This is a genomic window from Streptomyces sp. Je 1-332, assembly GCF_040730185.1.
Classification (GTDB): Bacteria; Actinomycetota; Actinomycetes; order Streptomycetales; family Streptomycetaceae; genus Streptomyces.
The window spans coordinates 3,456,511-3,478,687 of record NZ_CP160402.1 but is presented as its reverse complement, the minus strand read 5'-3'; the positions used below and the strand labels follow the sequence as shown (position 1 = coordinate 3,478,687).

At 69.8% G+C, this 22,177-nt stretch carries 21 protein-coding genes and 1 tRNA gene; 13 read left to right on the top strand and 9 right to left on the bottom strand.

From position 1 onward, the window contains the following. Window positions 1-4 precede the first annotated feature (4 nt). The 6 genes from mscL to ABXJ52_RS15615 all read right to left on the bottom strand — a co-directional run bounded on the left by mscL (window position 5) and on the right by ABXJ52_RS15615 (window position 5,825). Window positions 5-481, bottom strand: a complete 477-nt coding sequence (gene mscL / locus ABXJ52_RS15640) for a large conductance mechanosensitive channel protein MscL (RefSeq protein WP_367042853.1) — start codon at window positions 479-481, stop codon at window positions 5-7. A gap of 138 nt (window positions 482-619) precedes the next feature. Further along, the gene (locus tag ABXJ52_RS15635) at window positions 620-1,162 is read right to left on the bottom strand and encodes a hypothetical protein (protein WP_367042851.1); all 543 of its coding nucleotides are present in this window, start codon (window positions 1,160-1,162) and stop codon (window positions 620-622) included. Window positions 1,163-1,355: 193 nt separating this feature from the next. Continuing rightward, window positions 1,356-2,207, bottom strand: coding sequence for an S-methyl-5'-thioadenosine phosphorylase (locus tag ABXJ52_RS15630; protein WP_367042849.1), 852 nt, complete (start codon window positions 2,205-2,207; stop codon window positions 1,356-1,358). Window positions 2,208-2,318: 111 nt separating this feature from the next. After that, window positions 2,319-2,708: an FmdB family zinc ribbon protein gene (locus tag ABXJ52_RS15625; protein WP_367042847.1), complete on the bottom strand. Its 390-nt coding sequence runs from the start codon at window positions 2,706-2,708 to the stop codon at window positions 2,319-2,321. A 67-nt stretch (window positions 2,709-2,775) separates the two neighbouring features. Continuing rightward, window positions 2,776-4,041 (bottom strand): MFS transporter, encoded by a 1,266-nt coding sequence (locus tag ABXJ52_RS15620; RefSeq protein WP_367042845.1) that lies wholly within the window; start codon window positions 4,039-4,041, stop codon window positions 2,776-2,778. A gap of 263 nt (window positions 4,042-4,304) precedes the next feature. Next, window positions 4,305-5,825, bottom strand: a complete 1,521-nt coding sequence (locus ABXJ52_RS15615) for a potassium/proton antiporter (protein ID WP_367049084.1) — start codon at window positions 5,823-5,825, stop codon at window positions 4,305-4,307. A 213-nt stretch (window positions 5,826-6,038) separates the two neighbouring features. Between ABXJ52_RS15615 and ABXJ52_RS15610 the strand changes: the two genes are divergently transcribed. Next, window positions 6,039-8,801, top strand: a complete 2,763-nt coding sequence (locus tag ABXJ52_RS15610; protein ID WP_367042844.1) for a penicillin acylase family protein — start codon at window positions 6,039-6,041, stop codon at window positions 8,799-8,801. Window positions 8,802-8,869: 68 nt separating this feature from the next. Here ABXJ52_RS15610 and ABXJ52_RS15605 read toward each other — a convergent pair whose 3' ends face one another. Beyond that, window positions 8,870-9,493: a 5-formyltetrahydrofolate cyclo-ligase gene (locus ABXJ52_RS15605; protein ID WP_367042841.1), complete on the bottom strand. Its 624-nt coding sequence runs from the start codon at window positions 9,491-9,493 to the stop codon at window positions 8,870-8,872. 94 nt (window positions 9,494-9,587) lie between these two features. Here ABXJ52_RS15605 and galU point away from each other — a divergent pair, with 94 nt between their 5' ends. The 7 genes from galU (at window position 9,588) to ABXJ52_RS15570 (ending at window position 15,174) form a co-directional block, all read left to right on the top strand. Continuing rightward, the gene (gene galU / locus ABXJ52_RS15600; protein WP_367042839.1) at window positions 9,588-10,517 is read left to right on the top strand and encodes a UTP--glucose-1-phosphate uridylyltransferase GalU; all 930 of its coding nucleotides are present in this window, start codon (window positions 9,588-9,590) and stop codon (window positions 10,515-10,517) included. Window positions 10,518-10,521: 4 nt separating this feature from the next. Continuing rightward, window positions 10,522-11,862, top strand: a complete 1,341-nt coding sequence (gene glp / locus ABXJ52_RS15595) for a gephyrin-like molybdotransferase Glp (protein WP_367042837.1) — start codon at window positions 10,522-10,524, stop codon at window positions 11,860-11,862. An 87-nt stretch (window positions 11,863-11,949) separates the two neighbouring features. Then, complete coding sequence (moaC, locus tag ABXJ52_RS15590) at window positions 11,950-12,441, top strand: cyclic pyranopterin monophosphate synthase MoaC (protein ID WP_367042835.1); 492 nt, start codon at window positions 11,950-11,952, stop codon at window positions 12,439-12,441. Next, the gene (locus tag ABXJ52_RS15585) at window positions 12,438-12,938 is read left to right on the top strand and encodes a MogA/MoaB family molybdenum cofactor biosynthesis protein (protein ID WP_367042833.1); all 501 of its coding nucleotides are present in this window, start codon (window positions 12,438-12,440) and stop codon (window positions 12,936-12,938) included. Before moaC ends, ABXJ52_RS15585 begins: the two co-directional genes overlap by 4 nt. Continuing rightward, window positions 12,935-13,558, top strand: a complete 624-nt coding sequence (locus ABXJ52_RS15580; RefSeq protein WP_272902883.1) for a GNAT family protein — start codon at window positions 12,935-12,937, stop codon at window positions 13,556-13,558. The genes ABXJ52_RS15585 and ABXJ52_RS15580 overlap by 4 nt, the downstream gene beginning before the upstream one ends. A gap of 197 nt (window positions 13,559-13,755) precedes the next feature. Further along, window positions 13,756-15,033: a gephyrin-like molybdotransferase receptor GlpR gene (gene glpR / locus ABXJ52_RS15575; protein ID WP_367042831.1), complete on the top strand. Its 1,278-nt coding sequence runs from the start codon at window positions 13,756-13,758 to the stop codon at window positions 15,031-15,033. Window positions 15,034-15,100: 67 nt separating this feature from the next. After that, window positions 15,101-15,174: transfer RNA gene (locus tag ABXJ52_RS15570), tRNA-Ala, on the top strand. 75 nt (window positions 15,175-15,249) lie between these two features. On the opposite strand, the gene ABXJ52_RS15565 is transcribed toward ABXJ52_RS15570, so the two are convergent. Beyond that, entirely contained in the window at window positions 15,250-15,762 is a 513-nt protein-coding gene (locus ABXJ52_RS15565; protein WP_367042829.1) for a GNAT family N-acetyltransferase, read from the bottom strand. A 75-nt stretch (window positions 15,763-15,837) separates the two neighbouring features. Here ABXJ52_RS15565 and ABXJ52_RS15560 point away from each other — a divergent pair, with 75 nt between their 5' ends. Both ABXJ52_RS15560 and ABXJ52_RS15555 read left to right on the top strand, forming a co-directional pair. Then, window positions 15,838-16,641: an exodeoxyribonuclease III gene (locus ABXJ52_RS15560; RefSeq protein WP_367042827.1), complete on the top strand. Its 804-nt coding sequence runs from the start codon at window positions 15,838-15,840 to the stop codon at window positions 16,639-16,641. A 76-nt stretch (window positions 16,642-16,717) separates the two neighbouring features. Beyond that, window positions 16,718-17,770, top strand: a complete 1,053-nt coding sequence (locus tag ABXJ52_RS15555; protein WP_367042825.1) for a DUF6528 family protein — start codon at window positions 16,718-16,720, stop codon at window positions 17,768-17,770. A gap of 66 nt (window positions 17,771-17,836) precedes the next feature. Here ABXJ52_RS15555 and ABXJ52_RS15550 read toward each other — a convergent pair whose 3' ends face one another. Continuing rightward, complete coding sequence (locus ABXJ52_RS15550; protein WP_367049083.1) at window positions 17,837-18,481, bottom strand: MerR family transcriptional regulator; 645 nt, start codon at window positions 18,479-18,481, stop codon at window positions 17,837-17,839. 202 nt (window positions 18,482-18,683) lie between these two features. Between ABXJ52_RS15550 and ABXJ52_RS15545 the strand changes: the two genes are divergently transcribed. From ABXJ52_RS15545 to ABXJ52_RS15535, 3 genes are read left to right on the top strand one after another with little or no spacing between them, the layout of a single operon-like run. Next, entirely contained in the window at window positions 18,684-20,291 is a 1,608-nt protein-coding gene (locus ABXJ52_RS15545) for an NAD(P)/FAD-dependent oxidoreductase (RefSeq protein WP_367042823.1), read from the top strand. After that, window positions 20,288-21,244, top strand: coding sequence for an alpha/beta hydrolase (locus tag ABXJ52_RS15540; RefSeq protein ID WP_367042821.1), 957 nt, complete (start codon window positions 20,288-20,290; stop codon window positions 21,242-21,244). The genes ABXJ52_RS15545 and ABXJ52_RS15540 overlap by 4 nt, the downstream gene beginning before the upstream one ends. Continuing rightward, window positions 21,241-22,119, top strand: coding sequence for an SDR family oxidoreductase (locus ABXJ52_RS15535; RefSeq protein ID WP_367042819.1), 879 nt, complete (start codon window positions 21,241-21,243; stop codon window positions 22,117-22,119). Before ABXJ52_RS15540 ends, ABXJ52_RS15535 begins: the two co-directional genes overlap by 4 nt. Window positions 22,120-22,177: the final 58 nt, after the last annotated feature.

Genomic DNA, 22,177 nt, shown 5'->3' with positions numbered 1-22,177 from the left:
CCCGCTACCGCTCGTCGTGCCCAGAGCCGCGTTGCGCCACCAAGGCGTCGCGGATCTCCTTGAGGACCTCCAGCTCCGAGATCTCCATGACCTCCTGCGTGCCCTCCTTTTCGGCCTTCCGCGCGGCCTGCCGCGCCAGGTACTTGGCCATGGGCAGGACCATCAGGAAGTAGACGACGGCCGCGGTGATCAGAAAGCTGAGGGTCGCGCTGAGCACGGAACCCCACATGATCGGGATGCCGCTCTCCACCGTGCCGTCGGCCTTCATGCTGCACGGGGCCTTGAGGCACGAGCTGTAGTGATCGAGATCCTTCGTACCGAAGGCGCCGACCAACGGGTTGATGACACCTTGCACCACGGAGTTCACGATGTTCGTGAACGCGGCTCCGATGACCACCGCGACCGCCAGGTCGACGACATTGCCGCGCATCAGGAAGGCCTTGAAGCCGTCCCAGAGACCCGGTTCGTTCTTCTCGCTCACCACGAGGCCTTTCGTTGCAAATGCAGTTCGTGAAACAGACAGCTTCGCAAACTACGTCAGGGCCTGGCAGGACTGTCCAATTGGGTAGCTCGAATGAGCTACTTGACAAGAAGTCAGTGCAGTCGCACACATTCTGAATCAGCACAGCGTCACCGCCAGACGCATGCTCGCACCGGCTCCGGCGAGCCGTGCCGCCGTCGCTCTCGGCACGGAGAGCACGACCAGCGCGCCCACCTCGGCGGCGCCTTCGGCCGCGCCCTCCTGAGGTTCGGGCACCTCGGTCACCCTGGCCCCTGCCGCCACCACCTTTGACGCGGAGCCGTCGGACGCGACGACGTCGACGCGATCGCCCCTGTGCAGAAGACGCACCGTCTCCGCGTCCGCGATCCGCACCGGCGCCGTCACCGGAGCGGCGGCCCGATCCCCCCGCTCCGACTCCCGCGCGGGCACGGCAGCGGCGGCCGGATTCCCCTGTGGCCGCGCCCGTTCCGCGTCCCGCGGCCCGGCCGCCACGAGTGCCGCCGCGGTCACCGCCAGCCCCGCGGCCATCGCCCGCCGTCTGTGCCGCAGCAGCCTTCGCAGGCGTCGGCGCCCGCCGCGGACCCGCACGGGAGCGAAGTGCGGCACCGGGCACGGCGGGGGAGGTGAAGGGGAGGAGAAGTCTGCGGAAACCTGCGGCATGTCGGCCACCACCTGCGGAGTCGGGAGAGTCAGTGGAATACAGCGAGCCTGCTGCGTCGTGCGAGCTGCGGATCTTGCCTTCCGCTCTCACGATGCAGGCCCGCGCCGAATCCCGCTGAGCCCCGTGCACTACTCCCGAGTTGTGGACAACTCCCTCACCCGAAGGGGAAGTTCCGCCGTCCCCCGTTCCACCTCACGGCAGCCGAATCCCCAAATCCATCCCGCCCAGCGCCCCCGCACACAGGCAGTCCCGCTCGCCCTCCGCCGGCAGCCCCGCCACCGCGTCGAACAGCACCGTCCGCAGCCGGTCCACATTCGCCGCGAACACCTGGAGCACCTCCTCATGCGAGACACCCTCGCCGCTCTCCGCACCGGCGTCCAGGTCCGTCACCAGTGTCAATGAGGTGTAGCAGAGCTCCAGTTCCCGGGCGAGCACGGCCTCCGGGTGTCCGGTCATGCCCACCACCGACCAGCCCTGCGCCGCATGCCAGATCGATTCGGCGCGGGTCGAGAACCGTGGCCCCTCGATCACCACGAGGGTCCCGCCGTCCACCGGCTCCCACTCCCGCCCGCGGGCCGCCTTCAGCGCGGCGCCGCGCCCGACGGGGCAGTACGGGTCCGCGAGCGACACGTGCACGACGTTCGGGATGCTTCCGTCGGGCAACGGAACCCCGTCGAAGTACGTCTGCGTACGCGATTTCGTGCGGTCCACGAGCTGATCGGGCACCAGCAGCGTCCCGGGCCCGAACTCGGGCCGCAGCCCGCCCACCGCACACGGGCCGAGCACCTGCCGTACGCCCACGGAGCGCAACGCCCACAGGTTGGCCCGGTAGTTGATGCGATGCGGCGGCAGATGGTGGCCGCGGCCGTGCCGGGGCAGGAACGCGACCCGCCGCCCGGCGAGGTCACCGATGAAGAGCGAGTCGCTCGGCGCTCCGTAGGGGGTGTCGACCTGGAGTTCGGTCACGTTGTCGAGGAAGGAGTAGAAGCCGGAGCCGCCGATGACACCGATTTCGGCCCGCGTCGCGTTCGCCGTATTCACCATGCCGAGCACAGTAGCCGGGCTCGGTGACGCCCAGGATTCTGCTGGCGGAGGGCTCTGGAACGCCGAGATCCCCGCCGTCGTACGACAGCGGGGACACGGAGGAAGATGAGATCAGGCGGCCGACGAGCTGGAGGAGCTGGAAGACCCGGCCGACGAACTCGAGGACTTCGAGTCCGAGCCCGAGGAACTCGACGACGAGGACGAGGTGCCCGCGGCGGACTTGGAGTCCGACGACTTCGAGTCCTTGGAGTCCGACGACTTCGAGTCCTTGGAGTCCGAGGACTTCGACGCGTTCGCCGTCGACGGCGTGCTGCTCGACGACGAGCCGCGGCTGTCGTTGCGGTAGAAGCCGGAGCCCTTGAAGACGATGCCGACGGCCGAGAACACCTTCTTGAGGCGTCCGTCGCAGCTGGGGCACACGGTCAAAGCGTCATCCGTGAACTTCTGCACCGCCTCGAGGCCCTCGCCGCATTCGGTGCACTGGTACTGGTACGTCGGCACTTGCTTCCTCCTGGCACTCTCACTCGATGAGTGCTAACGACGGTCCATAGTGACGTATTCCGCGAGATCAGTCCACCGTGACCGGCTCGCGGTGACCCACGCCACGTGCCACGGTGCGTCCGACGGACCGCGGTACGAGCCGCGAGCGCAGGCTCACGAGCACCGCGAGGGCCAGTGCCGTACCGCCCAGCGGCACCAGGAATCCGGCGCCGTCCCAGAAGTGGTCCTCCAGCTGTCCCGCGACCGTGACGGCGGCGGCCTGGCCGAGCGCGACGGCTCCGGTGAGCCAAGTGAACGCCTCCGTACGCCCGGACGGGGCCACGAGACGGTCGACCAGGGTGTAGCCGGTGATCAGCGCGGGCGCGATGCAGACGCCGACCAGAAGTCCCAGACCGGCGAGCAGCGCCACGGAGTGCGCGGCCCACAGCCCGGAGGCCATCAGGGTCAGCGCCGCGTACCCGACGAGGAGGCGCCGCTGCGGGGCGATCTTCCAGACGATGGCGCCGCAGACCAGCCCGGAGAGCATGTTGCCCGCCGCGAACGTGCCGTACAGGACGCCGTTCAGGCCGGGTTCGCCGATGGACTCGGTGAAGGCGGCCAGCGAGACCTGCATACCGCCGAAGACGGCGCCGATGCCGAGGAAGGTGACGATCAGGACGCGTACACCGGGGATCCGCAGCGCGGAGACGTGCTCCACGCGCGCGTGCTCCTCGCGGGAGGCGGGCTTGGGCTGGGTGCTCTTCTGGGCGGCGAACAGCAGGCCGCCGACCAGCGTGAGTCCGGCCTCCGTGAAGAGTCCGGCGGCCGGGTCGATGGTCGTGCACAGCGCGGTCGCGAAGAGCGGGCCGAGGACGAACGTCAGCTCGTCCGTGACGGACTCGAAGGCGGCCGCCGTGCCCGCGAGCGGGGTGTCCTGGAGCTTGACGCCCCAGCGGGCCCGCACCATGGGGCTGATCTGCGGCTGCGAGGCGCCGGTGGGCACCGCGGCGAGGAAAAGCGCCCACAAGGGGGCGTCCGAGAGCGCGAGCACTGTCAGGGAGAGCACCGAAAGCGTGTGGATGAGTACGCCGGGCACCAGGACGGCCCGCTGGCCGAACCGGTCGGCGAGCTTGCCGCCGAAGGGGGCGAACACCGCCATGGAGACACCGGTGACGGCCGACACGGCGCCGGCGACGCCGTACGAGCCGGTGGTGTGCTGCACGAGCAGCACGATGGAGATGGTCAGCATCGCGAAGGGCTGGCGCGCCGCGAAGCCGGGCAGGAGAAACGTCCAGGCGCCGCGGGTGCGCAGCAGCTGTCCGTATCCGGGGCGGGAGGTGACCGTGGATGCCACGGCCCGTGCCTTTCTGCCGCCTGGTAGCGCGGCCCCCGTTTCAGGGCGACGGCACCGAGAGCTGTCCTCTTGCGCGGGACTGCGGTAGATGCCGGTTGTCCACTGCGGGGACACGCGGCCGCCATACGGTCGGCGCCAGCTCTGCTTCAGACAGAGGTGGTTCGATCAGGTGGTACAGAAATCAGGTGGTACAGAAGAAGTGTGTCTTCATCGTACAGGGAATGGCGCCATCAGACCTGTGAATACGGAGATTGAGGCGCCCGTCACCTGTGATTTCCCCGCTCTTCAGCGTCCTGACCAGCGGTTCCCAGCCATCCGGCCAGTTTTCCGCCTTGTCCGACCGCTCGCAGCCGCTTCTCCGCCGCGTCCCGCACCGGGTCGGTCGCGACCACCAGGAGCTCGTCCCCGCGCTGCAGGACGGTCGTGGGCTGCGGCACGAATGATTCGCCGTCGCGTACGACGAGCGTGACCGCCGCCCCCGCCGGCATCCGCAGTTCGCCCACCTCGACGCCGTGCATCCGCGACCCCTTCGGGATCGCCACCGAGAGCAGGTGCCCGCGAAGCCGCTCCAGGGGCGCCGATTCGATGCCCAGGTCGGCGGCGCCGGAAGAGTCGCCCAAGCGCAGCTTCCTGGCCAGCCACGGCAGCGTGGGGCCCTGGATGAGGGTGTAGACGACGACCAGGACAAAGACGATGTTGAAGATCCGCTCGCTGTCGTCGACGCCGTTCACCATCGGGATCGTGGCCAGGATGATGGGCACGGCCCCGCGCAGGCCGGCCCAGCACATCAGGGCCTTCTCCTGCCAGGGCATGCGGAACGGCAGCAGGCTCGCGACGACCCCCAGGGGGCGTGCCACGACGGTCAGGATCAGGCCGATGATGATCGCGGGCCACATGTCGTCGAGCAGGTCGTGCGGGGTGACCAGGAGCCCGAGCAGGACGAACATGCCGATCTGCGCGATCCAGCCGACGCCTTCGGCGAAGCCCCGGGTGGCGGGCCAGTGCGGCAGCCGCGCGTTGCCGAGGACCATCGAGGCGAGGTAGACGGCGAGGAATCCACTGCCGTGCGCCATGGCTCCCGCCGCGTAGGCGGCGACCGCGATGGCCATCACGGCGATGGGGTAGAGGCCCGAGGCGGGCAGCGCCACGTGCCGCAGGCCGTAGGCGCCGAGCCAGCCCACCGCGATGCCGATCGCGGCGCCGATCGCGAGCTCCAGGGCGATCTCGCCGACGAGGACGTACCAGTGCTCCACGGGGCCCGCCATGGAGAAGGCCACGACCAGGATCACCACAGGGGCGTCGTTGAACCCCGACTCCGCTTCCAGGATGCCCGTCACGCGGGAGGGCAGCGGCACCTTCCGCAGCACGGAGAAGACCGCAGCCGCGTCCGTCGAGGAGACCACCGCGCCGATGATGAGCGCCTGCCGCCACTCCAGGCCGACCAGGTAGTGGGCACCGGCGGCCGTCACGCCGACGCTGACCGCGATGCCGGCGAGCGACAGGACGGCGGCTGCGGGCAGGGCGGGTCTGATCTCTTTCCACTTCGTGCCGAGACCGCCCTCGGCCAGGATCACGACGAGCGCCGCATAGCCGATGACCTGCGTCAACTCGGCATTGTTGAAGGTGACGTTGCCGATGCCGTCCTGGCCGATGGCAATGCCGATGCCGAGGTAGAGAAGCAGGCTGGGGAGCCCACTGCGCGACGAGATGCGGACCGCCGCGACCGCGACGAGCAGGACGAGCGAGCAGATGAGCAGAAGCTGGTTGAGGTCGTGGACAGTCAGGGGCCGTTCCTTCCTCCGCGCGAGCCAAGTACTTCGTTACCTTACCTAATTGTTAACGCTTCCTTGACGCCCTCGAACACTCACACGATGCGTCGCGATGTAGGTTCCTGACTCCGCGTCCGAGGTCGCGGTGCCCTGCGCCTACAGTTGCTCCAGCGCTCCCACCACCGCCCAGCCAGCCCTGCCGCTCGCGTAAGGACAGCAAGGACAGCGATGCCCTCGAATACCACCGCCTCTTCCGGTCATAAGTCCGGCAAGAAGAAGGGGCGCCGAGCCCGCCTCCTCGTGATCGTCCTGGTCCTGGCCATCGTGGCGGGCATCGGCTACGGGGCGTACTGGAGCGTCAGTACGGTGCGTGCCTCCTTCCCGCAGACCAAGGGGACGATCAAGCTCGACGGCCTCGCCGGTCCCGTGGACGTGAAGCGCGACGGCAACGGCATCCCGCAGATCTACGCCGAGTCCGACGCCGACCTCTTCATGGCCCAGGGCTTCGTCCAGGCGCAGGACCGCTTCTGGGAGATGGACGTCCGCCGCCATATGACCTCCGGTCGCCTCTCCGAGATGTTCGGCAAGGGCCAAGTAAAGACCGATGAGTTCCTGCGGACGCTCGGTTGGCACCGCGTGGCGCAGAAGGAGTACGACTCCAAGCTCTCGCCCGCGACGAAGAAGTACCTCCAGGCGTACTCCAAGGGAGTCAACGCCTACCTGAAGGACAAGAGCGGCAAGGACATCTCCCTGGAGTACGCCGCCCTCGGCTTCACCAACGACTACGAGCCCCAGGAGTGGACCCCCGTCGACTCCGTGGCGTGGCTCAAGGCCATGGCCTGGGACCTGCGCGGCAACATGCAGGACGAGATCGACCGCTCCCTGATGACGAGCCGCCTGGGCCCGTCCCAGATCAAGGACCTGTACCCGGAGTACCCGTACGCCCGGAACAAGCCCATCGTCCAGGAGGGCACGTACAACAGCGCCACCAAGGAGTACGACGGCAAGGGCAGCAGCACGGGCAGCCAGTCGCAGACGGGCGGCGCGGCGGGCACGGGCCTCGCGGGCAACACCCAGGCCCCCGACGGCCTCCAGTCCCAGCTGTCGGGCCTCTCCGACGTCCTGGACAAGGTCCCGGACGCGGGTCTCGGCCCGAACGGCAACGGCATCGGCTCCAACTCCTGGGTGGTCTCCGGCGACCACACGATCTCCGGGAAGCCACTGCTCGCCAACGACCCGCACCTGTCACCCCAGCTGCCGTCCGTCTGGTACCAGATGGGCCTGCACTGCCGGTCGGTCTCCAAGGACTGCCAGTACGACGTCTCCGGCTACACCTTCGCGGGTATGCCGGGCGTGGTGATCGGCCACAACCAGGACATCGCCTGGGGCATGACGAACCTCGGCGCCGACGTCACCGACCTCTACCTCGAGAAGTTCGAGGGCGACGGCTACTCGTACGACAACAAGGTGCTGCCCTTCAAGACGCGCGTGGAGACCATCAAGGTCGCCGGTGGCAAGTCCAAGAAGATCACCGTGCGGGAGACCGGCAACGGCCCCCTGTTGTCCGACCGGGACGACGAACTGGTGAAGGTCGGCAAGAAGGCCACCGTCGACAGCGCGGCCCCCGACCGGGGCGACGGCTACGGCGTCTCGCTGCGCTGGACCGCGCTGCAGCCGGGCAGGTCGATGGACGCCGTCTTCGAGCTCAACAAGGCGAAGGACTTCTCCGACTTCCGCAAGGCGGCGTCTTCTTTTGAAGTGCCCTCGCAGAACCTGATCTACGCGGACACCAAGGGCCACATCGGCTACCAGGCACCGGGCAGGATCCCGGTCCGCGGCAAGGGCGACGGCGCGCTCCCGGCGCCCGGCTGGGACTCCGACTACCGCTGGACCGGCTACATCCCGCAGTCCGCGCTGCCCTACGAGTACGACCCGAAGCGCGGCTACATCGTGACCGCCAACCAGGCCGTCATCGACAGCGAGAAGTCGGACTACCCGTACAAGCTCACGGCGGACTGGGGCTACGGGGCGCGCAGCCAGCGCATCACCGACCTGATCCAGTCGAAGATCAAGAACGGTGGGAAGGTCTCCACCGAGGACATGCGCACCATGCAGATGGACAACAGCAGCGAGATCGCCAAGCTGCTGGTGCCCAAGCTGCTCAAGATCGACGTCAAGGACAGCTACGTCCGTGAGGCGCAGAAGCTCCTCGAGGGCTGGGATTACACCCAGGACGCCGACTCGGCGGCAGCCGCGTACTTCAACTCGGTGTGGCGCAACATCCTCAAGCTCTCCATCGGCAACAAGCTGCCCAAGGAGCTGCGGGTCAAGGGCCAGTGCCTGAACGTCGAGCCGGCCGGGAACACCGGTCCCGCCGACGAGGCCGAGCCGGTGCGCGAGTGCGGCCAGCGCGACGCGGAATCCGCGCAGCCCGACGGCGGCGACCGCTACTACGAAGTGATCCGGTCGATCCTCGACGACGAGGACAACGACTGGTGGAAGTCGCCCAGGACCCGCACGGACGCCGAGACCAAGACCCGCGACCAGCTGTTCGGCCGGGCCATGGAGGACGCGCGCTGGGACCTGACGGCCAAGCTCGGCAAGGACGTCGACACCTGGAGCTGGGGCCGCCTGCACCGGCTGACCCTGAAGAACCAGACCCTGGGCGTCGAAGGCCCCGGCTGGCTCCAGTTCATGCTCAACCGCGGCCCGTTCAAGCTGGGCGGCGGCGAGGCGGCGGTCAACGCCACCGGCTGGAACGCGGCGGGCGGCTACGGCGTGCAGTGGGTGCCGTCGATGCGCATGGTGGTGAACCTCGACGACCTCGACAAGTCGAAGTGGATCAACCTCACCGGTGCTTCCGGGCACGCCTACAGCGCGCACTACACCGACCAGACCAGCAAGTGGGTCAAGGGCGAGCTGCTGCCGTGGTCCTTCTCGAAGGACGCCGTGAAGAAGAGCACGAACGACAGCCTGGTGCTGCGGCCCTGAAGCGCCGCACACAGCAGTGAAAGGGCCCTCCACGCGCGCGTGGAGGGCCCTTTCACTTCGCTGGAGGGTCAGCGGAAGCGGCGTACTCCCGACGGCGTGACGACGGCGTGCACCGGCTTGTCGTGCGGCTCCCTGGGGACGTGCGCGACGACTTCCGTGTCGTACAGGAGCACCACCAGGGCCGGATCCGCCCCGGCCCGCACCAGCCGGTCGAGCACCCTGTCGTACGACCCGCCGCCGCGCCCGAGGCGCATCCCGTGCGTGTCCACGGCCAGGCCCGGCAGCAGCACGGCGTCCGCCGCCAGGACGGCGTCGGGCCCGAGTCGCGCCCCCGAGGGCTCCAAGAGTGCGATCTTGCCCGGGTGTTGCACGCGGGTGAGCGAGCCCTCCCCCTCGTAGGCCGCCCAGTCCAGGTCGTTGTCCGCGAGGAGCACCGGGAGCAGGACCCGCGTCCCGCGCGCGTGGAGGACGTCAAGGAGGGCGCGCGTCCCCGGTTCGCTCCCCACGGAGACGTACGCCGCGACCGTGCGCGCTCCGGAGAGCTCCGGAAGCTCCAATGCGCGGTCGGCGAGAACCGCGGCGGCCTTCTGCGCGTCATCCCTAGTCAACCGGCTTCTCACCGCGAGGAATTCTCCGCGCAACGTGCGCTTGGTTGGCTGGCCGGGCGGCTGGTTCGGGCCGTTTTCTTTCATGGTGCGCTCACAAACCCTTCCAGGTGCGCTCATATGAGAACAAAATGTCCTGACCCACAGATTCCGCACATACTCACCGGTTATGGTTACGGACATGACTGAGTCTCACCCCCCGCGGATCAGCAAGGCTGTCATCCCCGCAGCAGGTCTCGGCACCCGGTTCCTGCCGGCCACCAAGGCCACTCCCAAGGAGATGCTGCCGGTCGTCGACAAGCCGGCGATCCAGTACGTGGTCGAGGAGGCCGCCTCCGCCGGCCTCGACGACGTCCTCATGATCACGGGCCGCAACAAGCGCCCCCTCGAGGACCACTTCGACCGCAACTACGAACTGGAGTCGGCCCTTCTGAAGAAGGGCGACGAGGCGAGGCTCGCGAAGGTCCAGGAGTCCAGCGACCTCGCGACCATGCACTACGTACGCCAGGGCGACCCCAAGGGACTCGGTCACGCCGTCCTGTGCGCCGCCCCGCACGTCGGCAACGAACCGTTCGCCGTGCTCCTCGGCGACGACCTGATCGACCCGCGTGATCCGCTGCTCGCCCGCATGGTCGAGGTCCAGGAGCGGCACGGCGGCAGCGTCATCGCCCTCATGGAGGTGGCCCCGGAGCAGATCCACCTCTACGGCTGCGCGGCGGTGAAGCCGACCGACGACAGCGACGTCGTCGAGATCACCGGTCTGGTCGAGAAGCCCGACGCCGCGGACGCCCCCAGCAACTACGCCATCATCGGCCGGTACGTCCTTGACCCGCACGTCTTCGACATACTGCGCAAGACCGAGCCGGGCCGCGGCGGCGAGATCCAGCTCACCGACGCACTCCAGCAGCTCGCGGCGCAGTATCAATCAGCGGCTGACGCCGCGGGGAAGGTCGGCGGTCCCGTGCACGGCGTCGTCTTCAAGGGCCGGCGCTATGACACTGGTGACCGGGGCGACTATCTGCGTGCCATTGTCAGACTCGCGTGCGAACGTGAAGACCTGGGCCCGGACTTCCAGGCCTGGCTTCGCAGTTACGTGTCCGAGGAGATGTAGCACTTTGAGCAGCAGCGCGACGACCGAAGTCACCGGCCAGGAACACGTCTGGTCGGTGAGCGAGCACCTGGACGACATCCTCGGATCCGTCCGCCCCTTGGAGCCCATCGAGCTCCAACTCCTCGACGCCCAGGGCTGCGTCCTCGTCGAGGACGTCACGGTGCCCGTCTCGCTGCCGCCCTTCGACAACAGCTCCATGGACGGATACGCGGTCCGGGTCGCAGACATCGCGGGCGCCAGCGAGGAGTTCCCCGCCGTCCTGACGGTCATCGGCGACGTGGCCGCGGGCCAGGGCGAGCAGCCGGACGTCGGCGCGGGCCAGGCCGCCCGCATCATGACCGGCGCCCCGCTGCCGCCCGGCGCCGAGGCCGTCGTCCCCGTGGAGTGGACCGACGGAGGCCTCGGCGAAGGCCCCGTCTCCGGAATGCGCGCCCACAGCGCCGCCCCCGACGGAGCCTCCGGCGAGGTCCGCGTACACCGCCCCGCCGAAGCACGCGCGCACGTGCGGGCGCGTGGCAGCGACGTACAGGCCGGCGACCGCGCGCTGACCGCGGGCACGGTCCTCGGCGCCCCGCAGATCGCCCTGCTCGCCGCGATCGGCCGCGGCACGGTGAAGGTGCGCCCTCGCCCCCGCGTGGTCGTCATGTCCACCGGCAGCGAACTGATCCAGCCCGGCGAGGAGTTGGCCAAGGGCCAGATCTACGACTCCAACAGCTTCGCGCTGACCGCGGCGGCCCGGGACGCCGGAGCGATCGCCTACCGCGTGGGCGCGGTCGCCGACGACGCCGAGACGCTGCGCTCCACCATCGAGGACCAGCTGATCCGGGCCGACCTCATCGTCACCACGGGCGGCGTCAGCGTCGGGGCGTACGACGTCGTGAAGGAAGCCCTCTCCTCCGTGGGAGCCGACGAGGACGGCGTCGGGACGGGCAGCGGCGTCGAGTTCCGCAAGCTCGCCATGCAGCCGGGCAAGCCACAGGGCTTCGGCTCCATCGGCCCCGACCACACCCCGCTGCTCGCCCTGCCGGGCAACCCCGTGTCGTCGTACGTCTCCTTCGAGATCTTCGTACGTCCCGCGGTGCGCGCTCTGATGGGTCTACCGGACGTCCACCGGCCCACGGCGCGCGCGGAGCTCATCGCCGACAAGGCGCTGACCTCTCCCGCGGGGAAGCGGCAGTTCCTGCGCGGACAGTACGACGCCGACGCGGGCGACGTGCGGCCCGTGGGCGGCGCGGGCTCCCACCTCGTCGCGGCGCTCGCGCACGCGAACGCGCTGATCGTCGTCCCCGAGGACACCACGTCGGTGGAGCCGGGCGCCGATGTCGAAGTGGTCCTGCTCGGCTGAAAGGCGCGTGCGCGCGGTACGGTGTCGCGCACATAGGCCCCCCTGCGCCGCACCGCCGGAGGGCCCGGACCGGGAGCGCCACAGCACATGAGTACCGAGCAGCGACTGACGCACATCGACGAAGCGGGCGCCGCCCGCATGGTCGACGTATCCGCGAAGGACGTGACGGCGCGCACCGCCCGCGCCAGTGGCCGCGTCCTGGTCTCGCCCCGCGTGATCGAGTTGCTGCGGGGCGAGGGCGTGCCCAAGGGTGACGCCCTGGCCACCGCGCGGATCGCGGGCATCATGGGCGCCAAGCGCACCCCCGACCTGATCCCGCTCTGCCATCCGCTGGCCGTCTCCGGAGTGAAACTCGACCTCTCCGTGGCGGACGACGCCGTCGAGATCCTCGCCACGGTGAAGACGACGGACCGCACCGGTGTCGAGATGGAGGCGCTCACCGCGGTGAGCGTCGCCGCCCTCACGGTGATCGACATGGTCAAGGCCGTCGACAAGGGCGCGGTCATCACGGACGTACGCGTCGAGGAGAAGACCGGCGGCAAGTCCGGGGACTGGAGCCGCGAAGGAGTCGGCGCATGACCGCCTACCGTGCACTCGTCGTCACGGCCTCCAACCGCGCGGCCGCCGGGGTCTACGCCGACAGGGGCGGCCCGATCATCGCCGAGGCGCTTGCCGCGCTCGGCTTCGAGGTCGAAGGCCCCCAGGTCGTCCCCGACGGAGACCCCGTCGAGCAGGCCCTGCGCGCCGGAGCCGACGCCGGGTTCGACGTGATCCTCACCACAGGCGGCACCGGCATCTCGCCCACCGACCGCACCCCCGAGGCCACCCGCGCCGTCATCGACCACGAGGTGCCCGGCATCCCGGAGGCGATCCGCGCGTACGGCAGGGAGAAGATCCCCACGGCCGCGCTGTCCCGCGGTCTGGCCGGGGTCGCGGGCCGCACCCTCATCGTGAACCTGCCGGGCTCCACCGGCGGCGTACGGGACGGCATCGCCGTCCTCGAACCCCTCCTCACGCACGCCGTCGAGCAGCTCCGGGGCGGCGACCACCCCAGACCCCCGGGTGGTGCGAGCTGAACAGCCCTTCCTGGCCCGTCGAGCTGACGGACGGCGACGTCGCCCTCCGTCCGATAAAGATGCGCGACCAGCGGCCCTGGCGTGAGGTCAACCGGCGCAACCGGGACTGGCTGCGCCCCTGGGAGGCGACCATCCCGCCGCCCACGCCCAGCGGCCCGATCGTGCACCGCCCGACGTACCGTCAGATGGTCCGGCATCTGCGCGCCGAGGCGCACGCCGGGCGCATGCTGCCCTTCGTGATCGAGTACCAGGGGCGGCTCGTGGGGCAGTTGACGGTCGCCGGGATCACCTGGGGATCGATGTGCTCGGGCCATGTCGGCTACTGGGTCGACCAGTCGGTCGCGGGCCGCGGCGTGATGCCGACCGCCGTCGCTCTCGCGGTGGACCATTGCTTCCGGTCCGTCGGGCTGCACCGTATCGAGGTCTGTATTCGCCCCGAGAACGGGCCGAGTCGGCGGGTCGTGGAGAAACTCGGATTCCGCGAGGAGGGACTTCGTCCACGCTATCTCCACATCGACGGCGCCTGGCGCGATCATCTTGTCTTCGCGCTCACCGCGGAAGAGGTACCGGAAGGGTTGCTCCGGCGCTGGCACCAGGCACGACCTCGGAACACCGCGTAAATAGAATAAGTGTTTGAAATTGATCGGTGATCGACCGTCTGGGGCCCGACTTGGTCCCTCTGAGGCATTAATTTCACGGTCCCGGTGGCCTGTTGATCGCACCAGTCACAAAAAAAGTTCGAGATATCAGCCAGATCGTGCGACACACCGGCTCAATTGGCAGATGGCCTCAAGCAAACCCCTCTACCGTGTGAGGCGTGAGCAGCAGCGGCCTCATCTACGCAGTCATCGTCGGGGCCTGGGCCGCCTACTTGGTGCCGATGTGGCTCCGTAGGCAGGACGAGCTCAATGAAGCCCGTCCGACGGAACGCTTCAGCACCGCCATCCGGCTCCTGTCCGGACGAGCGGGGATGGAGCGCCGGTACGCCAAGGACCTGCAAGCGCGCTCGCCTGAAGAGGAGGAGTCGCGCGACCCGGACAACGCCACCGGCTCGGTGGACGTCCGGGCCTTCGTCGCGCCCCCGCATCGACAGGGCGGCCAGGAAGAGCGGCCGGAGCCGCAGGACAAGGCGCCGGTCAAACCCCAGGCACAGCAGCCTCCGGCACGGCACGAGGCGCACCCTCACCAGGCGCACCCTCAGTCGCATCCCGCGAAGCCTCCGGCACCGGTCCCGACCCCGGTCCCGTCCTCGGCCCCGCACGGAGCGCGGCCCCAGCAGTCGCCCGCCCAGCGGGCCGCGTCGGCGGAAGCCGCCGCGCGCGCCCGGCGCACGAAGGTGCTCGCGCGCCGACGGCGTACGACGGTGATGCTCTTCATCGCCTTCACGATCGGCACGGTCGTCGCCGCCGTCGGAGGGCTCGCGTTCCTCTGGGCGCCCGCGGCGCCGGCCGCGCTCCTGAGCGCGTACATCGTGTATCTGCGGGGCCAGGAGCGGCGCCGCTTCACCTACACCATGGACCGGCGCAGGGCCGAGGTCGCCGCGCAGCGGCTGCGGGACCGTCAGCCGCGCCGGCGCGCGTCGGGCGGCGCGGACGCCGTGGTCGACGACCCGGAGGAGGGACCGGCCACCGAGACGGAGACCGGTCTTTCCGCACTCGCCGCCGACCGCCGCGCCCTGGTCGAGCAGACCGACCACGCGGAGTGGGTGGACCAGCAGCGTGAGCGCCAGCGCCGCCCGGGTCACGGCGACAGCTGGGACCCGGTACCGGTACCCCTGCCCACGTACGTGACCGCCCCGGTCGCCCCGCGAGCCACCGGCGACGTCGACTTGGGCGCACCCGACGCCTGGAGCTCGGCGCGGTCGAGCTCCGTCGAGCCCACCGCCGACGAGGCGCGGGGCGAGACGGACGAGAGCGAGTACGCCGACTACGACGCCGACGCGCAAGGCGCCGAGGGTGCCCAGGGCGCGGACGGAGGCGGTGGGCGCAGCGACGCACGCCGTGCGGCTTCCGCGCGCAGGGCCCGCGAACGCGGCCGTACGCCCCTCTTCGATCAGTACGAGGACGGGGAGCGGCCGCGGGCCGCCAACGAGTGAGGCCTGACCAGCCAGGAACGGATTTCCGAGCACCCGGATCGGGATGCTAGAGTTTCACTCGTTGCAAGGGCCTGTGGCGCAGTCTGGTAGCGCACCTCGTTCGCATCGAGGGGGTCTGGGGTTCAAATCCCCACAGGTCCACTGCACATGAGATCCCGTCCGGTTCTTCGAACCGGGCGGGATCTTTGCTGTGTCCGGGGTGGAGGCGCCGGCGAACTACAGGGCCTTCACGTAGCAGCGGCTCAGGTCCTCGAAGCGGTAGTGGCCGAACTTCGAGGGGGCCGGGGTGTAGCCGGTCGACGCGTAGAGGGCTATCGCCTCCGGCTGCTTCGTGCCCGTCTCCAGGACCATGCGCGTACGTCCCGCCGCGCGCGCGTGGTCCTCCAGGGCCGCGAGGATGCGGCGGGCCAGGCCGAGGCCGCGGGCCTCCGGGGTGACGTACATGCGCTTGATCTCGGCGTCACCGTTCGCGTAACCCTCGTCGTTCTCCTCGTGGCCGCGCCAGCCGCCGGTGGCCACCGGGGTGCCGGTCTCGTCGTACGCGACGAGATACAGACCGCGCGGGGCCGCGAACATGGCCGGGTCGAGGGGTGTGACGTCGCCCTCGTCGCCGTACCGCTCCGCGTATTCGAGCTGGACGCGGTCGTTCAGCTTGACCGCGTCGGGATGGTCGAAGGGGGTGGGGCGCAGCTCGACGGAGGGATGCTGCGGCGCGGGCTGAATAGTCATGCGGAGTATCGTACTTCTATGCGATGGTGTGCGGGTATCCGTTTTCAGTGTGCCTGGTGCCGGTATCGTTCCGGGATGCTCCAAGTGACCTCTGTGAATGTGAACGGGCTGCGCGCCGCCGCCAAGAAGGGCTTCGTCGAGTGGCTCGCCGAGACCTCGTCCGACGTGCTCTGCCTCCAGGAGGTGCGGGCCGAGCCGCAGCAGCTGCCGGATGAGGTGCGAGCGCCCGAGGGCTGGCACGTCGTGCACGCGCCGGCCGCCGCCAAGGGGCGCGCGGGCGTCTCCCTCTATACGCGGCGTGAGCCGGATCGCGTGCAGGTGGGGTTCGGGTCGGAGGAGTTCGACGCCAGTGGGCGTTACGTCGAGGCCGATCTGCCCGGCGTCACGGTCGCCAGCCTGTATCTGCCGTCCGGCGAGGTCGGCACGGACCGGCAGGACGAGAAGGTCCGCTTCATGGGGGAGTTCCTCACGTACCTGAAGGGGCTCAAGCAGCGGGCCGCCGCCGAGGGGCGCCAGGTCGTGGTCTGCGGCGACTGGAACATCGCGCACCAGGAGGCCGACCTCAAGAACTGGAAGGGCAACAAGAAGAACTCGGGCTTCCTGCCCGAGGAGCGTGCCTGGCTCAGTGAGGTCTTCGAGAACGAGAGCGGCGGCTACGTCGACGTGGTGCGGGCGCTGCATCCCGATGTCGAGGGTCCCTACTCCTGGTGGTCCTACCGGGGGCGCGCCTTCGACAACGACACGGGCTGGCGGATCGACTACCACGTGGCGACGCCGGGGCTCGCGGAGCGTGCGGTCAAGGGGTTCGTGGAGCGGGCGGCCACGCATGAGCAGCGGTGGTCGGATCATGCGCCCGTCACGGTGGTCTACGACATGTGATGCCGCGCGGCGCCATGGCATGTTGCGAGCGCGTACCTGACAATGTCTCAACTGTCAGCCGTGTGGGGGAGACTTCATGTCCGGTATGTCGAGACCGTCACGTCGGAATGTGCTGCTCGGGGCTCTGGGCGCGGGGGTCGGGGCGGGGATCGGGATCGGTTCGGGTCTGCCGGCTGCCGCCGCGTCCCCCGCGCCTGCCACCGGGGGAGTGCCCCGGGGCACCCCGCCGGTACTCCTCACCGAGCAGGCGACCCAGCAGATCCTCGTGCTCGATCCGCGGCGCAGGGTCTGGGACCCGGAGCACGAACCATCCGTCGTGCGGTGGGCGTTCTCGCCGACGCGGTACGAGGGGTACGAGGACCTCCGGCCGGAGTACAGCTGGGTGTATCCGAGCGAGTCGAAGGTGCGCAGGCACAAGGGGCGTACGTACGTCCTGACCACGGCGTCCTTCGGATTCGTGGCTGTCGTCGACTACCCCTCGGGCAGGCGCTACTGGGGTACGGCGATAGGTGCGGGTGACGACCTCTTCAACCCGCACAGCGCGGAGATCCTGCCGGACGGCAACGTCGCGGTGGCGTGCAGTACGGGTGCGCTGGTCAGGCTGTACGCGGCGTCGCAGGGGCCGGACGCGTCGCGGTATGCCGAGGCGGAGCTGAAGGGTGCGCACGGGCTGCACTGGGACGGTGCGCGCGAGGTGCTGTGGGCCATCGGTGACGACGAGTTGGTCACGTACAAGGTGGGTGGGACGCGGGCGCGGCCGACGTTGCGGCGCCGGTCCTCGGTCGGGCTGCCGGTCGGGACGCCTGGCAAGACACCCGGCGGGCATGATCTCTTCCCCGTGGCCGGGCGCCGGGGGCGGCTCTGGGTGACGACGAACGCGTCCGTCTTCCAGTACGACATCGGGGGCCGGGCCTTTGTGCAGGACTTCGCGGGGGCGGATGAGATCTCCCGGAAGTCGGTGAAGGGCGTCGGCAACGATCCGCGCACGGGGCAGGTCATCTCCACCGTGCCGGAGAGCGGCCTTGAGGAGACCTGGTGGACGACGAGGGTGAGTGTCCATCGGCCGCGGGGGGAGTACGAGTTGGTCGGGGGCGGGATCTACAAGGCTCGGTGGTTCCTGCCGAGGTAGGACTGGGGCTCCGCCCCAGACCCCGGTCCTCAAACGCCGGACGGGCTGGATGTGTCACCGGACCGGCTAGACATCTTCCGGCTTCTCCGACGCCAAGCGGCGGTCCAACGCCATCGACAGTTCCGCCTCGACCACGCTCTTCGCCAGCGGGCGCAGGCGGTCGATGCTGACGTTGCCCGCCTCGGGGGGCGTGTGGGTGCGGATGATGGTGATGAACAACTCGGCCAGCGCGTCGGCGTGTTCGCGCACGCGCTGGCCCGCCTCCAGGACCGCCGCCAGCGGGATGCCCTCGCGGACCAGGGCCGATGAGACATCCAGGAGGCGGCGGCTGACGTGGACGATCTCGTCGCCGTCCGTGCCGAGGTAGCCGAGGTCCATGGCCGCCGCGAGGTTCTCGGGGGTGACCTCGCCCGCGAAGTGGTCGGCGAGTTCCTCGGGGGTGAGGCGGACCGGGGTCTCCTCGGTGGATTCGCCGATGCCGAGGAGTTCGCCGACGTCGCGGCCGTTCTCGAAGGCCTCCGCGAGTTCCGCGATGCCGCTCAGGGTGTGGCCGCGCTCCAAAAGCGCGGCGATCGTGCGCAGCCTGGCCAGGTGATGGTCGTCGTACCAGGCGATGCGGCCCTCGCGACGGGGTGGCGGGATCAGGCCGCGCTCGCGGTAGAAGCGCACGGTGCGCACCGTGATGCCGGCGACCTTGGCCAGCTCCTCCATGCGGTACTCGCGTGTTTCTGCCACGGAAGCAGCCTATGTGCTGGTGGATCGTGCGCGTGTTCTGCCGCCGGTAACGGGTGGAGCCTCTACCGGCGGTAACTCGCGACGCCGAACCCCTACCCATCAGTACGCAGCTGTTCTAGTCTCCCAATTGCGCCAGTGGTCACTGGCAGAGTCGTGATGCAGTTCGGGAGGCGGCGGCATGGCCGAGGACGAGCGCCAGCGGGAGCGCGAGCAGGGGCGCGAGCAGGACGGCGGACAAGGGCGCGGACAGGAGGACGGGCGCGAGCATGTGCGGGTGGCGGTGATCGGGTCCGGGTTCGGCGGGCTCGGCGCCGCGGTCCGGCTGCGCCGCGAAGGCGTCACCGACTTCGTCGTCCTGGAGCGGGCCGCCGCCGTGGGCGGCACCTGGCGCGACAACAGCTATCCGGGCTGCGCGTGCGACGTGCCCTCGCACCTGTACTCGTTCTCCTTCGCGCCCAACCCCGACTGGCCCCGCACCTTCTCGGGCCAGGGGAAGATCCAGGAGTACCTGGAGCAGGTCGCGGACACCTTCCGCCTGCGTTCGCACATCCGCCTCAACACCGAGGTGAAGCTGCTGCGTTGGGACGCCGACCGGCTGTGGTGGGAGATCGAGACCAGCAACGGCACCCTCACCGCCGACGTCGTCGTCTCCGCCACCGGGCCGCTCTCCGACCCCAAGCTCCCGGACATCCCGGGCCTCGACACCTTCGAGGGCAAGGTCTTCCACTCCGCCCGCTGGGACCACGACTACGACCTGCGCGGCAAGCGCGTGGCGATGATCGGCACCGGCGCCTCCGCCATCCAGATCGTGCCCGCCATCCAGCGCGAGGTCGGCAGGCTGACCCTTTTCCAGCGCACCCCGCCCTGGGTGATGCCGCGTATGGACCGCGCCATCAGCAAGGCGGAGCGCTGGCTGCACCGCCAGTTGCCGTTCACCACGCAGGCCCGGCGCGGAATCCTGTGGGGCATACGGGAGTTGCAGGTCCAGGCGTTCACCAAGCGGCCGAACGAGCTCGGTGCGGTCGAGCAGTTGGCCAAGCGCAACATCGCACGCGCCATCAAGGACCCGGCGCTGCGGGCCAAGCTGACACCGTCGTACCGCATCGGCTGCAAGCGGATCCTGCTCTCCAACACCTATTACCCGGCGCTCGCGCAGCCCAATGTCGACGTCGTCGCCAGCGGGCTCAGCGAGGTGCGCGGCAACACCGTCGTCGCGGCGGACGGCACCGAGACCGAGGTCGACGCGATCATCTTCGGTACGGGGTTCCATGTGACGGACATGCCGATCGCCAACCGTGTGGTGGGCGCCGACGGCGGGACGATGATGGAGTCCTGGAAGGACGGGATGAAGTCCCTGCGTGGCGCGACCGCCGCGGGCTTCCCGAACTTCATGACGGTCATCGGCCCGAACACGGGTCTTGGCAACTCCTCGATGATCCTGATGATCGAGTCCCAGCTGAACTATCTCGCCGACTACATGCGGCAGTTGGACGTGCTGGGTGGCCGGGCCGCGCTCGCCGTGCGTGCCGGCGCCGTGGACGCCTGGAACGACAAGGTGCAGGAGCGCATGAAGCGCACCGTGTGGAACACCGGCGGCTGCAACAGCTGGTACCTCGACGAGAACGGCGTGAACACGACGATCTGGCCGGGCACGACGAGCGAGTTCCGCGCCGCCACCCGGCGGGTCGATCTCGCCGAGTACGAGGTGGTGCGGCCGCCCCGGGTGAGTGTGGACGCGGCGTCGCCGAAGTCCCGTAAGGCGAAGAAGGTCGAGGCGGGGGCATGAGCAGGCTGACGCATGTGACGACGAGCGGGCCCTTCGCGCCGCCCTCCGCCGCGCGGGAGCTGACCGTGGTGTCGGCGGACGGTGCGCCGCTGCACGTCGAGGTGCACGGTCCGCAGGGCGCGCCCGCGGTGGTGCTCGCGCACGGGTGGACCTGCTCGACCGCCTTCTGGGCGGCGCAGATACGTGAACTGGCCGTCGATCACCGGGTGATCGCGTACGACCAGCGGGGGCACGGTCGCAGTGCCGCGCCGGTGGGGGTGGAGGGTTACAGCACGACTGCCCTCGCCGACGACCTGAAGGCGGTGCTCGCGGCGACTCTCGAGCCCGGGGAGCAGGCCGTGCTGGCCGGGCACTCCATGGGCGGCATGACGATCATGGCCGCGAGTACGCGGCCCGGATTCCGGGAGCACGCGGCGGCGGTTCTGCTGTGCAGCACGGGGAGTTCGCGGCTCGTCGCCGAGTCGCTCGTGGTGCCGATGCGGGCCGGGCGGATACGGACGCGGCTCACGCGGTCGGTGCTCGGGGCGAAGGCGCCGCTGGGTCCCGTGACGCCCATGGCCCGCAAGATCCTCAAGTACGCGACGATGGGCGCCGGTTCGCCCCCGGAGCGGGTCGACGTGTGCGCGCGGATCGTGCACGGGTGCCCGAGGGTGGTGCGCTACCGCTGGTCGCACGTGCTCGACGAGCTCGAACTCGACGCGGGGATCCTCGAGTTGACGGTGCCGACCGCGGTCATCGCGGGTACCGCCGACCGGATGACGCCGGTCGCGGGCGCGCGGCGGATCGCGGCGATGCTGCCGAACTCGCTCGGTCTCACCGAGCTGCCGGGGCTCGGTCACATGACGCCGGTCGAGGCGCCGGAAGCGATATCGGACGGGATCAGGGATCTCGTGAAGAGGTACGTACGGGTCGGCGATCAGCAGGTCCAGGGGCTCGAAGGGAGCAGCGCATGAGCAAGGTCAGCCTTGAGGGTCAGGTCGCGGTCGTCACCGGGGCGGCGCGTGGCGTGGGGGAGTTGCTCGCGCGCAAGCTGTCGGCGCGGGGCGCGAAGGTCGCGCTGGTCGGCCTGGAGCCGGACGAGTTGAAGCAGGTCGCCGGGCGGCTGCACACCGAGGCCGAGGCCTGGCACGCGGACGTCACGGATCATGACGCGATGGCCCGGGTCGCGCAGGAGGTCAAGGAGCGGTTCGGGAAGGTCGACATCGTCGTCGCCAACGCGGGCGTCGCCAACGGCGGTCCCTTCGTCGAGTCCGACCCCGACGCGTGGCGCCGGGTGATCGAGGTCAACCTCATCGGCAGCGCGGTGACGGGACGGGCGTTCCTGCCGGTCCTGATGGAGAGCCGGGGGTACCTGCTGCAGATCGCCTCACTCGCGGCGATCACTCCGGCGCCGATGATGACGGCGTACTGCGCCTCGAAGTCGGGCGTCGAGGCGTACGCGCACTGTCTGCGGGCCGAGGTCGGCTACAAGGGCGTGAAGGTGGGCGTCGGTTACCTGTCCTGGACGGATACGGACATGGTGCGGGGCGCGGACGAGAACGACGTCATGCGGGAGCTTCGGCAGCGGCTGCCGTGGCCGTCCAACAAGACGTACCCGCTGGGTCCTGCCGTCGACCGGATCGTCGCCGGGATCGAGCGCCGGTCCAGCCACGTGTACGCGCAGTGGTGGCTGCGGGGGATGCAGGGCATCCGGGGATACCTGCCGGGGGTCATCGGCTCGGTCGGGCAGCGCGAGATGCGGCGCTTCGAACCCCGGCTGAGCTCGGTCTCCACGGGGCTCGTGGGCGCGGGCGGCTCCGCCGACGAACAGGCCCGTACCGGGGGGTAGTTCCCACCTGGCGGTGGGCGGGGCGCCTCCCTGCCGGGGGCGTCCCTGCGGGGGCTCG

Excerpts from the sequence above, each read along its gene's own strand:
- ABXJ52_RS15635 (WP_367042851.1), bottom strand. The coding sequence starts at position 1,162 with ATGCCGCAGGTTTCCGCAGACTTCTCCTCCCCTTCACCTCCCCCGCCG.
- ABXJ52_RS15630 (WP_367042849.1), bottom strand. The coding sequence starts at position 2,207 with ATGGTGAATACGGCGAACGCGACGCGGGCCGAAATCGGTGTCATCGGC.
- ABXJ52_RS15610 (WP_367042844.1), top strand. The coding sequence starts at position 6,039 with ATGCCCTCGAATACCACCGCCTCTTCCGGTCATAAGTCCGGCAAGAAG.
- ABXJ52_RS15605 (WP_367042841.1), bottom strand. The coding sequence starts at position 9,493 with ATGAAAGAAAACGGCCCGAACCAGCCGCCCGGCCAGCCAACCAAGCGC.
- galU (WP_367042839.1), top strand. The coding sequence starts at position 9,588 with ATGACTGAGTCTCACCCCCCGCGGATCAGCAAGGCTGTCATCCCCGCA.
- moaC (WP_367042835.1), top strand. The coding sequence starts at position 11,950 with ATGAGTACCGAGCAGCGACTGACGCACATCGACGAAGCGGGCGCCGCC.
- ABXJ52_RS15585 (WP_367042833.1), top strand. The coding sequence starts at position 12,438 with ATGACCGCCTACCGTGCACTCGTCGTCACGGCCTCCAACCGCGCGGCC.
- ABXJ52_RS15565 (WP_367042829.1), bottom strand. The coding sequence starts at position 15,762 with ATGACTATTCAGCCCGCGCCGCAGCATCCCTCCGTCGAGCTGCGCCCC.
- ABXJ52_RS15560 (WP_367042827.1), top strand. The coding sequence starts at position 15,838 with ATGCTCCAAGTGACCTCTGTGAATGTGAACGGGCTGCGCGCCGCCGCC.
- ABXJ52_RS15555 (WP_367042825.1), top strand. The coding sequence starts at position 16,718 with ATGTCCGGTATGTCGAGACCGTCACGTCGGAATGTGCTGCTCGGGGCT.
- ABXJ52_RS15550 (WP_367049083.1), bottom strand. The coding sequence starts at position 18,481 with ATGGAGGAGCTGGCCAAGGTCGCCGGCATCACGGTGCGCACCGTGCGC.
- ABXJ52_RS15545 (WP_367042823.1), top strand. The coding sequence starts at position 18,684 with ATGGCCGAGGACGAGCGCCAGCGGGAGCGCGAGCAGGGGCGCGAGCAG.
- ABXJ52_RS15540 (WP_367042821.1), top strand. The coding sequence starts at position 20,288 with ATGAGCAGGCTGACGCATGTGACGACGAGCGGGCCCTTCGCGCCGCCC.
- ABXJ52_RS15535 (WP_367042819.1), top strand. The coding sequence starts at position 21,241 with ATGAGCAAGGTCAGCCTTGAGGGTCAGGTCGCGGTCGTCACCGGGGCG.